The 14142-nt window shown below is 35.6% G+C and carries 14 protein-coding genes; 3 read left to right on the top strand and 11 right to left on the bottom strand.

Annotated elements, in window-relative coordinates:
• Positions 1 to 2 precede the first annotated feature (2 nt).
• Positions 3 to 362 carry an MmcQ/YjbR family DNA-binding protein gene (locus tag ACVFVN_RS05170; protein WP_456234470.1) on the bottom strand — a complete coding sequence of 120 codons (360 nt, stop codon included), beginning with the start codon at positions 360 to 362 and terminating at the stop codon, positions 3 to 5.
• Between the two features lie 155 nt (positions 363 to 517).
• Between ACVFVN_RS05170 and gcvT the strand changes: the two genes are divergently transcribed.
• Positions 518 to 1597, top strand: coding sequence for a glycine cleavage system aminomethyltransferase GcvT (gene gcvT / locus ACVFVN_RS05165; protein ID WP_456234469.1), 1080 nt, complete (start codon positions 518 to 520; stop codon positions 1595 to 1597).
• A 423-nt stretch (positions 1598 to 2020) separates the two neighbouring features.
• Here gcvT and ACVFVN_RS05160 read toward each other — a convergent pair whose 3' ends face one another.
• The 9 genes from ACVFVN_RS05160 to ACVFVN_RS05120 form a co-directional block, all read right to left on the bottom strand.
• The gene (locus ACVFVN_RS05160; protein WP_456234468.1) at positions 2021 to 2755 is read right to left on the bottom strand and encodes a hypothetical protein; all 735 of its coding nucleotides are present in this window, start codon (positions 2753 to 2755) and stop codon (positions 2021 to 2023) included.
• A 21-nt stretch (positions 2756 to 2776) separates the two neighbouring features.
• Positions 2777 to 3007, bottom strand: a complete 231-nt coding sequence (locus ACVFVN_RS05155; RefSeq protein WP_456234467.1) for a hypothetical protein — start codon at positions 3005 to 3007, stop codon at positions 2777 to 2779.
• Positions 3008 to 3025: 18 nt separating this feature from the next.
• Positions 3026 to 3232 (bottom strand): DUF6252 family protein, encoded by a 207-nt coding sequence (locus ACVFVN_RS05150; RefSeq protein ID WP_456234466.1) that lies wholly within the window; start codon positions 3230 to 3232, stop codon positions 3026 to 3028.
• Positions 3233 to 3293: 61 nt separating this feature from the next.
• Complete coding sequence (locus ACVFVN_RS05145; RefSeq protein WP_456234465.1) at positions 3294 to 3560, bottom strand: hypothetical protein; 267 nt, start codon at positions 3558 to 3560, stop codon at positions 3294 to 3296.
• 292 nt (positions 3561 to 3852) lie between these two features.
• Positions 3853 to 4890, bottom strand: coding sequence for a TerC family protein (locus ACVFVN_RS05140; protein ID WP_456234464.1), 1038 nt, complete (start codon positions 4888 to 4890; stop codon positions 3853 to 3855).
• Positions 4891 to 5048: 158 nt separating this feature from the next.
• A complete protein-coding gene (guaA, locus tag ACVFVN_RS05135; protein WP_456234463.1) occupies positions 5049 to 6578 on the bottom strand; it encodes a glutamine-hydrolyzing GMP synthase in 1530 nt (509 codons plus the stop codon).
• Positions 6579 to 6762: 184 nt separating this feature from the next.
• Positions 6763 to 8001 (bottom strand): phosphoribosylamine--glycine ligase, encoded by a 1239-nt coding sequence (purD, locus tag ACVFVN_RS05130; RefSeq protein WP_456234462.1) that lies wholly within the window; start codon positions 7999 to 8001, stop codon positions 6763 to 6765.
• Between the two features lie 113 nt (positions 8002 to 8114).
• The gene (locus tag ACVFVN_RS05125) at positions 8115 to 8834 is read right to left on the bottom strand and encodes a pirin family protein (RefSeq protein ID WP_456234461.1); all 720 of its coding nucleotides are present in this window, start codon (positions 8832 to 8834) and stop codon (positions 8115 to 8117) included.
• An 80-nt stretch (positions 8835 to 8914) separates the two neighbouring features.
• Entirely contained in the window at positions 8915 to 9427 is a 513-nt protein-coding gene (locus tag ACVFVN_RS05120; protein WP_456234460.1) for a nuclear transport factor 2 family protein, read from the bottom strand.
• 131 nt (positions 9428 to 9558) lie between these two features.
• Between ACVFVN_RS05120 and metG the strand changes: the two genes are divergently transcribed.
• Together metG and ACVFVN_RS05110 are read left to right on the top strand one after the other, a co-directional pair.
• Positions 9559 to 11592 (top strand): methionine--tRNA ligase, encoded by a 2034-nt coding sequence (gene metG / locus ACVFVN_RS05115; protein ID WP_456234459.1) that lies wholly within the window; start codon positions 9559 to 9561, stop codon positions 11590 to 11592.
• A 250-nt stretch (positions 11593 to 11842) separates the two neighbouring features.
• Positions 11843 to 12313 carry an Mpo1 family 2-hydroxy fatty acid dioxygenase gene (locus ACVFVN_RS05110; protein ID WP_165130894.1) on the top strand — a complete coding sequence of 157 codons (471 nt, stop codon included), beginning with the start codon at positions 11843 to 11845 and terminating at the stop codon, positions 12311 to 12313.
• Between the two features lie 158 nt (positions 12314 to 12471).
• Here ACVFVN_RS05110 and ACVFVN_RS05105 read toward each other — a convergent pair whose 3' ends face one another.
• Positions 12472 to 14076 (bottom strand): MFS transporter, encoded by a 1605-nt coding sequence (locus ACVFVN_RS05105; RefSeq protein WP_456234458.1) that lies wholly within the window; start codon positions 14074 to 14076, stop codon positions 12472 to 12474.
• Between the last annotated feature and the right edge of the window lie 66 nt (positions 14077 to 14142).

Below are 14142 nucleotides of genomic sequence, written 5' to 3'. Positions count from 1 at the left end.
GTTTAAGAATTTTCCTTCATTAGTTTTTCACGCAATTTTTTTGTTAAAGATGCGAAAACCAAATCATAGGAATGATTGATTAATTTAATCAGAAAATCTCTCTTTAAGCCCTCTGTTGTAATGGTATTCCAGTGTTTCTTGTTCATGTGATAACCTGGAACAATTTGCACATATTCTTCACGAAGTTCGATACTCCAATCAGGATTAGCTTTTAGATTGATTGTCGTGGGCTGCTTTTCCAAAGACATCAAAAGAAAAATTTTTCCGCCGATTTTAAAAACCAAAGTTTCGTTATCGAACGGAAAATCTTCTGTAACACCAACTTTTAAAAGACAATATTCTCTTATTTCTTCAGCATTCATATTATTAAAACTATACCTCAAATCTAATTAATTTTAAAAGTAATTAAAAGAATATTTCCGAAATTGATTTTCATCATCTACAAAGCTTTCAAAAAAACTTTATTTTCAGCATACAAATCATTAGCTTTGCGCATCACGAATTTTAGAATTTAAAAATGAAAAAAACAGCATTATACGACAAACACGTTGCCTTAGGCGCAAAGATGGTTCCGTTTGCAGGATTTGATATGCCTGTACAATATTCTGGCGTTACAGAAGAACATTTCGCAGTGCGCGAGAAAGTGGGACTTTTCGATGTGTCACACATGGGACAGTTTTTTATTGAAGGTCCACAGGCTATTGATCTTTTACAAAAAGTGACTACCAACAATCTAAATACATTAGAAGATGGCAAAGCGCAATACTCTTGTCTTCCCAACGAACAAGGCGGTATTGTTGACGACCTTATCATTTACAAAATGAATGATGAAAAATATTTTGTAGTTGTTAATGCTTCTAATATCGATAAAGATTGGAATCATATTTCTAAATACAACACAGAATTTGGCGCAACAATGACCAATGCTTCAGATGATATGTCATTGTTAGCAATCCAAGGTCCAAAAGCTGTTGAGACTTTACAAAAATTAACAGATATCAATTTAGGAGACATTCCTTATTATCATTTCACAATAGGTACAGTAGCAGGTGTACAAGATGTTATTATTTCTAATACAGGTTATACTGGTTCTGGCGGTTTCGAAATTTATTTTAAAAACGAAGATGCCGAAACACTTTGGAATGCGGTGATGGAAGCTGGTGCAGACTTCGGAATTGTACCTTGTGGACTTGCTTCTAGAGATACTTTGAGATTAGAAAAAGGTTTCTGTCTTTACGGCAATGATATCGATGATACAACATCACCCATGGAAGCTGGATTGGGCTGGATTACAAAATTCGATAAAGATTTTGTGTCTAAAGATATTTTTGCAAAACAAAAAGAAGAAGGCGTTACTAGAAAATTAGTTGGTTTTGAGTTAACAGATAAAGGCGTTCCTAGACAGGATTATCCAGTGGTTGATGCCGAGGCTAATGTTATCGGGAAAGTAACTTCTGGTACGCAATCTCCCATGAGAAAAATCGGAATTGGATTGGCTTATGTTAACACATCGCATAACAAAATCGGTTCGGAAATCTTCATCCAAGTAAGAAATAAAAACATTCCTGCAAAAGTTGTTAAAACTCCTTTTGTATAAAGAACAGGTCTTCGAAAAAGCCGATTAACTTTCGTTTGTTAATCGGCTTTTTTTGTATTAATATTAAAGATTATTGACGAGAAACTTTAGGCTGGTCAGCGTTGATTGTCGTTTTATAAGAAGCTAAATGATGAAAAGTTAATACAAGTTGTTGTTGGTTTTTCCTAAGTGGTGGGTTTTCTTTTTGGTTTTATAAAAATTGTTGCGAGAATAGAACTTTCGGATGAGAGAATATTATCTACAGACGCAAGAATATAACTTACAGATGCTCTAATATAATTAACAGACACAAGAATATTATTCGCAGTCGTGCCAATATAAGTTACAGATGAAAGAATATAAAAAAATCCTAACAGAATATTCCGTTAGGATGCAAGAATATAAAATAAGGTCGTGTTAATGTAAAAACTTCCTGCTCTAATATTAAATTTGGGAAGTGAATTTGATTGCTGATACGTTTGTATATTCTGGAGAGGTGGCTCCGTAGAGACTTTTCACGTATTTTTTAACATTTTGCGCGATGGAATATAAACCCGTTCCGTCTGCGTAGAGAATGTTATCTCTTTCAATAAGTTTAAGGTTGAATTCGGCTTCGGTTTGGTCAACGGCTTGGGTGGATCTGACCAAAGAATCTTTGTAAGTGTTGAGATTAATTAGTTTTAAATTGTCTTCATTGGGTGTATAGGTTGGAATTGTGGCGAGAAGTTGCAACAAAATTCCGAAGTTTTCGGCTTGTTGGGTGTAAGATTGACGAGATGTGGAAATGCTGTTGTTGGTTGTCGGTTGCTGGTTGTTGGGATCTTGGGGTGGTGTGGTGGTTTTCTTTTGTCCGCCTTGAATGGTGCGATTCAGAGATTTTGCTTGATCTAATGTTCCTTGCGATAATCCTAAAATATCCAATAAATTGATAATTTTTGTGCAAATAGGTTTTAGGTTTTCGAAGGCTACTTGTCGTTGGTGAATGGCTGATTTATTGGCAATTCGTTTGTCTTCGACTTCACTTAATTTTGTGGAAGCTGTGGTATAAAGGGTTTGTAAATTGGCAAGCTTTAGGCTGTCAATAGGTGGATTGTAGTCTGTATAAACTGTAATTTGTTCGATTAATTTTTGAAGGTTCGCTACATTTTTAGCGTGTCCTACTTCTGATTGTGATGCCATGATATTTTGTGTTTTTGATTGTTATCTGATAAAGTTAATGACTTTTTTGAGGACTACAAATTCTACAACAGCGTCTAAAAGTACACCTGTTTCGGTTTTGGATTTGTCGAGTTCGGAAAAAGGAAATAAAATAGTATTGAGCTCTACCTGTGGATTATCTGGTTGCACTACAGCCCGCTGTTGTGTAGTTTGTGTGTAGAAAGCTTGGGACAGCAGGAATGCTACTGTCCACAAAAGGAGTTTTGTTTTCATAGAATATGTTTTTGATGATTAGTCAAATTTTTTGTCGAAACGTCCGTCGGTGATATTTACAACATTCCCATTATGGTCGATTCCTTTAAGTTCAAATGTTCCACAGACAATCTGATGCTGTAAATCCAATTTTGTTATTTTTACTTCTCCAATATATTCAGAATTAGGCTGTGTTGAATATCCATTAAAATTACTGTCAGAATAATTAGCGTAATTATAATCCATTATATCTAAATTCTCAAATAAAATATAGGTCTTATTCAGTTCAAAGTTTTCTATTCTAGCATTAAAAAATATTCTGCTTTTCAGATATATGCAGTAAATCAACTTTAATTATTGTTGTATTGTTTATTCTTTCACAAAATGTTCCTAATCCACCTATAGGATTAATATAATTTGTTGTCGCTACCCAGACTTTACCGTTGACAAGAGCACCAGCAGTATTTTTGCCAGATTGTGTTGCTTGCGGAAGGACGTTGGGATCGGTTTCTCGGTCTTTGCAGGAAGTGAAAAGTCCTATAGCTAAGAGTGATAAAAGGAAAAGATTTTTCATCGGTTTTTATTTTGTATGGTTGTGTTGCTAAAAATAGAAATTATAATGAAATGAACAAATTAACTTTTTGCTAACAGAATTAAGTGGAAAATCAACTCTTTTGAAAACTAAAAATTTGGTCTAGCGAAGGCTTTTTGCATCGTTATGTTAGTTTGTGCAGAAACATATAAAGTGTTACAAAACTCATTTTTTGGAATGAATGTTCTTGTTATTTGTTTGCCATCAATATTAAAATAAAAAAATCCGACTCACATAGTGTGTCGGATTTTTATATATCATTTGATGTTCTAAATTAATGAGAATCTAGTTGTTTTGGTTTATCTGGAAATAAAAACGAAATAAGAACCGAAATTACCAAAATACCACCAACAATTCCTAAAGAAACAGGCGACGGAACGTGTAACCAAGGTGCAACAATCATTTTGGCACCAATGAAAGCAAGAATAATTGCTAATCCGTAAGACAGTTTACTGAACATATAAATGAAGTTTGCCAATAAAAAATACAACGAACGAAGTCCTAGAATCGCAAAAATATTAGACGTATAAAGTATAAATGGATCATCCGAAATTGCAAAAATCGCCGGAATAGAATCTACCGCAAAAATAACATCTGTAAACTCGATAACCGCTACAACGACCAAAAGTGGCGTTGCCATCTTAACACCATTTTCTATCGTGAAGAACTTGTCACCATCGTAGGTTTTGGATATTTTATAAAAACGTTTTACCAATCTAGCACCAGCATTGTCAGCGAAGTCTTCGGCATCGTCATCACTCTCTTTGTGTCCGCCCCAAGATTTAATCCCAGAATACAATAAAAAGAATCCGAAAATGGTCATTACAGCATTGATTTTCACAACTTGTCCAAATAGTTCAAACTCTGGCAAATACGTTAAGTTAATAATCTCAACACCTGCAAAAATGAATATCGCCCGGAAAATAAGTGCACCAATAATGCCCCAGAACAAAACCTTGTGATGCAAATGTTTTGGAACACGAAAAAAGTTGAAAACCATGATAAATACAAACAAATTATCGACGGATAATGCTTTTTCTATCCAATAGGCCGCTTGGAATTCGGTGAACTTTTCAACGGCTAACTTGTGTCCGCCCATGTCATGATTGAAAACCCAATACACAACACCTGAAAATGCCATGGCCAAGGATATCCAGACAATAGACCAAACGGTAGCTTCTTTGGACGATACGACATGCGCTTTCTTATTGAAAATCCCTAAATCTAAAAGAAGCATTATAATGACAACAATTGCAAATCCCCAGACAAGTCCAGGATGCAATTCCATAATGCTTTGATGTTGATGATGCATTTTTTAAATAATTTATTTTTAGCTTAAATTTTTGAAGTACAAAATTAGGCATTAATCAAATCCTAACGTCTCGATTTTTAAAAATATTTCCGATATATCAATAATCATACAAGAGATAAAAAAACTCTTAGAAAAATTCTAAGAGTTTTATCATGTATTTATTCCCACTCGATTGTTGCAGGTGGTTTGCTGGAAATATCGTAAGCCACTCTGTTAATTCCGCGGACTTCATTAATAATTCGATTAGAAACAGTTTCCAAAAACTCATAAGGCAACTTGCTCCAAGTAGCTGTCATAAAATCTATTGTATTGGCAGAACGCACAACAGCTGTATATTCATAAGTTCTCTCGTCACCCATTACGCCAACAGATTTTACAGGAAGCAAAACCACAAAAGCTTGAGATACTTTTTCATAAAGATCATTCTTGTAAAGTTCTTCAATGAAGATATCGTCCGCTTCTTGGAGAATTCTAACTTTCTCAGCATCTACAGCACCCAAAACCCGAATTCCTAAACCTGGCCCAGGAAAAGGATGACGGTACACCAAATGGTGCGGAATACCAAGCTCCTCTCCTACTTTTCGCACTTCATCTTTGAAAAGTTCACGAAGTGGCTCAAGAAGTTCAAAGTCCATATCTTCTGGAAGTCCCCCAACATTATGATGTGATTTGATGACTGCTGAAGGTCCTTTCACAGATTGAGATTCGATAACATCTGGATAAATGGTGCCTTGCGCTAAGAATTTTGCGCCTTCTATTTTATGAGATTCTTCATCAAAAACAGCGATAAACTCGTTACCAATGATTTTACGTTTTTGCTCTGGATCATCTACGCAAGCCAATTTTGAAAGAAAACGATCTGCAGCATCAACCAATTTGATGTTCATGTGAAAATGCTCGCCATAATTTTCCATCACTTTTTTAGCTTCATCTTTGCGAAGAAGTCCAGTATCCACGAAGATGCAAGTCAGTTGATCTCCAATGGCTCTCTGGATGAGCACTGCGGCAACCGAAGAATCAACACCGCCTGAAAGTCCCAAAATCACTTTTTGGTCACCTACTTTTTCTTTAATTGAAGCAACGGTTGTTTCGATATAATTGGTAAGTTGCCAGTTTTTTTCAGCTTTACAAATGTCGAAAACGAAATTTTCTAACATTTTACCGCCTTCCTCACTGTGTGATACTTCGGGATGGAATTGTACGCAGAATATATTTTTAACAGGATCAGAAATCGCTGCAATAACGCCCGATTTGGCATTCAGTTCGAAGCCTTGTGGAAGTGTTGACACTTCATCAAAATGGCTCATCCAAACTACCGAGTTTTGAGAAACGCCTTTCAATAAAGTATTTTCTTTGATGATTTCAAGATTGGCCTTTCCATATTCTCCTTTTTGGCCTTTGTCAACCTTTCCGCCCAATAGATGTGCCGTCAACTGCATACCGTAGCAAATTCCTAAAACGGGAATACCTTGTTCAAACAAAGCTTTTTCTACCAAATTGGCATCTTCTGCATTGACAGAGCTAGGACCTCCAGAAAGGATAATCCCTTTGGGTTGTTTGGCTAAAATATCTTCTAAAGGTGTATTGAAAGGGATGATTTCTGAATAAACTTCCATCTCGCGAATACGACGTCCAATGAGTTGGTTGTACTGCGAGCCAAAGTCTAAAATGATAATTCCGTTTTGCATAGGTTTTATATTGTATTGAAATTTTTAATTGTTGGTTGTTGTTAAAATAGCCCCGATCGACGTGGAAATCCTTTTTTGGATGGCTGAGCGGAGCCGAAGCCATCCAAAAAAGATTGCAACAAAGAGCGGGAAATAGCTCCAAATAAAAAGAGACATTGGTCGCCCAACATCTCTTATCCTTTATTTAGAATTTTCCGATATCATCTCTGTAGAATCCGTAATCGAAATCTACCGGAACGGCATCTTCGTAAACTTTCTTTCGTGCTTCTTCGTAGGTGTCGCCGGTTGCCACGATATTTAGTACACGCCCACCGTCTGAGATAATCTTGTCGCCTTGCTGTCTTGCTCCTGCGAACAAAACTTGGCTGTGTTTCACCTTTTCTGTTCCGCTAATTTCAAAACCTGTTTCGAAATTCTTCGGATAACCGCCTGAGCACATTACCAGACAAACGGCTTTTTTATTTTTAAACTTAAGGTTAATTTCTTTTCCGTTGTAGCAATCTTCGATGACGTCTAATAGATTGTTTTCTAACAATGGTAATAATACTTGCGTTTCTGGATCACCCAGACGCATATTGTATTCTAAAAGATAAGTTCCGTTTTTGGTAACCATCAACCCGAAGAAGATAAATCCTTTGAAGCTAAGACCTTCTTTTTTGAGTCCTTCGATGGTTGGATGCAAAATATTTTTTTCAAAATCTGCTTGATGTTCTGCGGTGTATTCTGGGCTTGGTGCAACAGATCCCATTCCGCCAGTGTTAGCGCCTTTGTCGCCATTTCCTACTTTTTTATAATCTTTAGCAGAGATACAAGGGAATAATTTGTCGCCATTTGAAAACGCAATGATTGAAGCTTCGAAACCTTTAAGGTGTTCTTCTACAACTACTTTTATACCAGCGTCGCCGAAGATTCTTTTGATCATGAAATCGCGTAAAGTTGCCTCTGCTTCTTCTAGAGTTTCACAAATTACAACGCCTTTTCCACCAGCCAATCCGCTTGCTTTAATCACCAATGGAAACTTCTCATCTTTTACATATTCTACAGCTTCCGTAAAAGCATCAAAAACTTTTGCTCTTGCAGTTTTGATATTATAAGTTTGCATGAATTTTTTAGAATAGGCTTTTGAGCCTTCCAAAGAAGCCGCTTTTTTTGTTGGTCCGAAAACCGCTAAATCCGATTTTTTGAACTCGTCAACCAAACCTTCTACCAAAGGGGCTTCTGGTCCTACAATGGTCATATCTATTCTTTGCTTAATGGCAAAATCTTTAAGTTCTTGAATGTCTTTTTCGTAAATATTTTCGCCTAATTGCTCAGTTGTCGCATTCCCATGTGAAAAATACATTTTGGTAATGCGTTGATCCTCACTAAGTTTTTGAGCAATTGCAGATTCTCGACCTCCGTTGCCAACGATAAGTACTCTCATTATGTTATTTATTTCTTATTTGATTTATTGTGTCAAAAATACTAATTTTTCATCAAAAAGCCTCATAATAATTTTATTACAAGGCTTAAAATTTCTTAAAAAATTATTAAATATTATACAGGCAAACTCATAGGAACTTCCATTAATAATATTTCTGAAGATTTTTTTACTTTTAAATCTAATTGACTGATGTCCCAAACGCCCATCGCATCGCGACGACTCAACTTTTGATCGCCTATCGTTGCACCGCCTTCTAACACAAATATATACAAACCGTTTCCTTCTTTATGAAATTGGTAATTGAGGTCTGTATCTTCCGTGAATTTGCCCCAGTTGAACCAAGCATCTTGATGAATCCAAACACCATCATCTTCTTTATTAGGTGATAAAATTTGAAGTAATTGATTGGGAACTAATTTTTGTTCAAAGTTTTGTTGGTCATAACGCGGTTTCACATCATTTTCTTTGGGCATTAACCAAATTTGCAAAAACTTAACATCATCAACATCACTCGCATTTTCTTCAGAGTGCATAATGCCAGTACCTGCTGACAAAACTTGGATATCACCTTTTTTGATAATGCCAACATTTCCCATATTGTCACCATGTCGCAACTGACCGTCTAATGGGATAGATATTATTTCCATATCGCGATGCGGATGACGTCCAAAGCCCATTCCTGCTTCTACAGAATCATCATTAACTACTCGAAGCACTCCGAAGTTAACTCTTTCTGGATTGTAATAATTGGCAAAACTAAAAGTGTGATGGCTTTTTAGCCAACCATGATCCGCATATCCGCGACTGTCTGATTTATAAAATATTGTTTTCATTTTAATCTCATTTTTATAATACAAATCTCTACAAATAAGATTAAAAATAAATTGATGTGTGTTAATAAAAATGTTGCATTTTATTTCATCTTTTCTAAAAGAGCTTCTTCTATAGGTGATTTCACTTTCAATATATCGTTAATAACATCATTCGGAATAGTCATAGAAAGTACATATTGTTTAACTTTCCATTTTCCCCCTATTTTTTCGAGAACTCCAGAACCGCGACAAATTTTCATTTGGGTATCCAGAATTTCATCAAACCATGCGTAATTTCCGTCTTTACTGAAATAGATATTACGTTTCAAAGATTTGAAATTCCAAGTTTTTTTGCTATCAAAAAATGGTTTTGCCCAATTCATAAATTCTTTTTTGTTCCAAACTTCTGTTGCATCCGTCCCAATAAAAGTTGATTCTTCAGCAAAACAATCGAAATAATTTTGAAAATCGGCATTCCCTGCAAATGTGTTGAAGTCGTCCAACAATTTGTTAATATTTTTCTTTTGTACATTTTCGTAGAATCCTTTTTTTTGGGCATTTACACTCAACGAAATCCCAATCAAAAGACATATTAAAACTAATTTTGACTTCATATTTTTAATTTTTGATTTAAAAATACATCAATTTCTCGAAATTTGTTTCGAACCTGTATTTAATATTATTAGCATTATCAATCAAAAGATTAAAATACGTACTTTTGCAACATAAAATTTTACATATAAGAATGTCAAATAAAAAACTGATTACGGCGGCGTTGCCTTACGCAAACGGACCGGTTCATATAGGCCATTTGGCGGGAGTTTACATTCCTGCGGATGTGTACGCAAGATTCGAGAGAAGATTAGGAAAAGACGTGGCTTTCATTTGTGGTTCGGATGAACACGGAATTCCCATTACGATTCGTGCAAAAAAAGAAGGGGTTACGCCTCAAGATGTGGTGGATAAATACCATGAAATCATTAAAAAATCGTTCTCAGATTTAGGGATTTCTTTCGATGAATATTCCAGAACTACCGATAAAAAACATTACGAAGTAAGTCAGGATTTCTTCAAAACTTTATACGACAACGGGAAGTTTACGGAAGAAGTTTCTGAACAATATTTTGATGAACAAGCAGGTGAGTTTTTAGCAGATCGTTACATCGTTGGAACTTGTCCAAATTGTAGCAACGACAATGCTTACGGAGATCAATGCGAGAAATGTGGCTCTACACTTTCGCCTTCGGAATTGATTAATCCAAAATCGATGTTGAGTGGAAATATTCCTGTTTTAAAAGAAACCAAAAACTGGTATTTGCCTTTAAATGACTATGAAGATTTCTTAAATGAATGGATTATTGAAGGTCATAAAGACGATTGGAAACCCAATGTTTACGGACAAGTAAAATCTTGGTTGAATGATGGTTTAAAACCTCGTGCAATGACCAGAGATTTGAATTGGGGCGTTCCTGTTCCTCTTCCAGATGCTGATGGAAAGGTGCTTTATGTGTGGTTTGATGCGCCAATTGGTTATATTTCTTTCACGCAACAATGGGCGGAGAAAAATGGTAAAGATTGGAAAGAATATTGGCAAGGAAACGGTTCGGATTTAATTCATTTTATCGGAAAAGATAATATTGTATTCCACTGCATTATTTTCCCTGCAATGATGAAGGCTCACGGACATTACAATATGCCGAAAAATGTTCCCGCTTTTGAGTTTTTGAACCTTGAAAACGATAAAATTTCAACTTCCAGAAACTGGGCGGTTTGGGCGAATGAATATGTGGAAGATTTCCCTGGTCAGCAAGATGTTTTGCGTTATGCATTGCTTTCTTCGGCGCCAGAAACTAAGGATAATAACTTCACTTGGAAGGATTTCCAAACCAAAAATAACTCAGAATTGGTGGGGATTTTCGGAAACTTTATCAATAGAGTTGCGGTTCTCATTCATAAATATTACAACGGTGTTGTTCCGCAAGGTGATGTGAACGCTCCTGAATTAGCGGAAGTTTCTAAATCTGCAAAAGAAATTCATGAGTTTTTAGAGAAGTTTGAATTTAGAAATGCTTTAACAGCTTTAATGAATTTAGCTCGTTTCGGAAACCAATATCTTCAAACCGAAGAACCTTGGAAAACGATTAAAGATTCTCCTGAAAAAGCGGCTCATTCTTTATTTGTTGGTGCTCAAATTGCAGTTGGTTTAGCACAGTTGTGCGAGCCGTTTATGCCTTTCAGTTCAGAGAAATTATTGAAAATGTTCAATGTTCAAAAAATGAATTGGACGGATATTGAAAACACACCCATTTTAATTGAAACAGGCCACGAAATGAATGAAGCATCACTTCTTTTCTCAAAAATTGAAGATGATGTTATTGATGCTCAAATTCAAAAATTAGAACAAACCAAACAAAATAACGCAAAAACAAATCCTAACGCCAATCCCATGAAAGAAGAAATCACTTTTGACGATTTTACAAAAATAGATCTTAGAACTGCAACCATTTTAGAAGCTGAAAAAGTGGAAAAAGCTGATAAATTACTAAAACTAAAAGTGGACACTGGCGTTGATGTAAGAACGGTTGTTTCGGGGATTGCAGAGAGTTTCACTCCTGAAGAAGTAATTGGAAAACAAGTGATGATTTTACTGAATCTTGCTCCAAGAAAAATCCGTGGCATCGAATCGCAAGGTATGTTGTTATTAACGACTAAAGAAGATGGAAAATTGTCTTTTGTGACGCCAGATAGTCCCGTACAAAACGGTATTGAGATTGGGTAAGTTAGAGTCAAAAGTCAAGATTTGAGATTTGAGATTTGAGATTCGATGTATAAAACAAGTTTTCGGCGCCTGCGGCGCCGAAAACTTTTCAATTTAACGTGAAGTCAGTCATGTTTTTCTTCCAATCTCTCATGCTCCTTTTTGAAAACTGCGGATTAAGCGCGAAGACACTGGTTAAGGTTTTGATATTCAGATAACGGTTATTCATTAAAATAAATGGTACATTTATTTTTACAAAAAAAAAATTGCCATGCGAAAGATTGACCAACTATTCAACGAATACGGTGAAAGCCACCAAAACGGAACCAATAAATTAATTCATTGGATTTGTGTTCCGCTTATATTTTGGACTATTTTAGGTTTTATTTCGCTGATTCCGGCACCACATTTTTGTTTGGCCTACTTCGGTTGTATTTCGGTTGCGAGTATTATTGCTGTTATTTTTGTAACCATTTTCTATTTCCGCTTATCTTGGGTGATCGCCATTATCATGCTTGTTGTCATGCTGCTGATGGAACATTTAGCCTATGCGGTAAATATTCATGTTAGTTCTCCTTGGTTGGTTTATCTAATTGTTTTTGTAGTCACATGGATTCTACAATTTGTAGGTCACAAAATTGAAGGTAAAAAACCGAGTTTCCTGAAAGATTTACAGTTTTTGTTAGTTGGACCAGCGTGGTTGCTGAGTTTTATTCTGAGAGAATTGAATATCAAATATTGAGAAAACTTTCGGCGCCTGCGGCGCCGAAAGTTTTTTTTAACGTTTTTTGGTTTTCGGAGCGGCGGCTTCGCCGCCGCCCCGAAAAAGAAAAAAATCATCCAAAAAAAAGAAGCCCCACTATCTTGTGAATAGCAGAGCCTCCGTGAAAACAAGGTATTTTATAGCGGATTAATTCCGCCAGCATCTTTTATAGGATTTAGCGTTTGACTAAGTGCAATTTGTTCTCTGCGTCTGCGTTTTGCGATGAAGGCTTTTCCTTTCAATACACGAATCATACGAATTTGAGTGTATTTTGTTTTTCCAAATCGATGAAAATAAACGTAAATTTGAATCAAAAATCCAGCATAAATAATATAACCTAAAAGCTTTTTATTGGCAACTAACATTGCGTTCAGTTGCATTGGTTTTAACTGCGTCATTACCGCTTGTTGGCTAACTTGCAAACTGTCCCAATGCACCGCTAAATCTCCAATGGCTTGAATTTGAAACTGATATTGAATCCAAGAAAACAACGCAGAAAAGAAACCTATCGTTATAAAGGATCTCCAACACAACACAAATCCGAAAGCGGGCAAAAGATCGTTCACCTCCAATTTATCCATGGTGTAGTACCAAACCGCGATAAATAAAGAACACATGCCATAGCCCTTCAAAAACATCGGAAGATACCAACGTTCAAAATTCATTTCGGGAACCATGGAAAAATAAAGGATAATGGTAAACATCAACATCGCTCCAAAGCCAGAAAAAACAAACATTCTTAAATTAATATTATGTTTAAACCAAACAATGGCGACAATGGCACCAACAATTAAACCTGGAATCATTAATAAATTTAGTTTAGAATTTGTTAATTGATCGTATTGTAAAACCCCTATGGCAAAGCTGGTTTGCATAGATCCCAACGCCATATAAATCCCCAAACAAAACAGCATAAACAAGCCATGAATGACGTTATTCTTTTTAAAAATATTAAAGGATAAAAACGGACGTTTCAAAAAAGATTGACGAACAATTAATAAAACAAAAGTCACCAAAAACCCGATACTGTTCCAAATGATATAAGGCGAATTAAACCAATCCTGCTGTTTTCCAAAAGATAAAACATAAGAAAGCATGGTAAATGTCGCGATGAACATCAGCATACTCATCCAATCGATATAATACATCGGCATTTTCAGCGCAAATCTTTTATCGTGCATGAAAATCCAACTTATTAAAGCCAAAATCAAACAAATAATCGCTGTCAAAATGAAGAAATATTCCCAGTTGTAAAGAATAGAATATTCAACCACGTAATAATTCACCAATTGTGATAAGGTTAAAACAAAACCATAAAGAATGGAATAAAACGCGCCTCTACTCGGTGTTATCATCATTAATGGAAGCATAAATTCCATTATCACAGCCATTTTCAGAAAACCAATCAGCAAACAATTGATGATGATAATCCACGGATTGTCTGTTGTTCCGTTCACGAATAAGAGCAACGCCAGTAAAACCAGAATAAAAGTTACTTTATCTCGAATTTTAAAACGCAATTTTAAACGAACGGCAATAGGCATAATGGCTCCCATCCCAATAGATGAAGCAAAATTTGCCATCATATAATATTCCGTCATCGTTCCGGAATCGCTCATCATGAAGGTCAGGTTTCCCGTATAAATTCCACTCATTGGCATCAAAATACCCGCAAAAAGTATAATGAGCAAAAGCTGAACAGGTTTGGGAACCCAATTATTAAATATACCTTGATTGTACATGTTTTTTAAATTTTAGACGTGAGATGTCAAACTTTAAACTTTAAACAAACTAGCTAATTATTGTTT

The organism is Soonwooa purpurea, assembly GCF_053891095.1.
The sequence above is the reverse complement of the archived record's forward strand: the minus strand, read 5'-3'. Positions and strand labels throughout refer to the sequence as shown.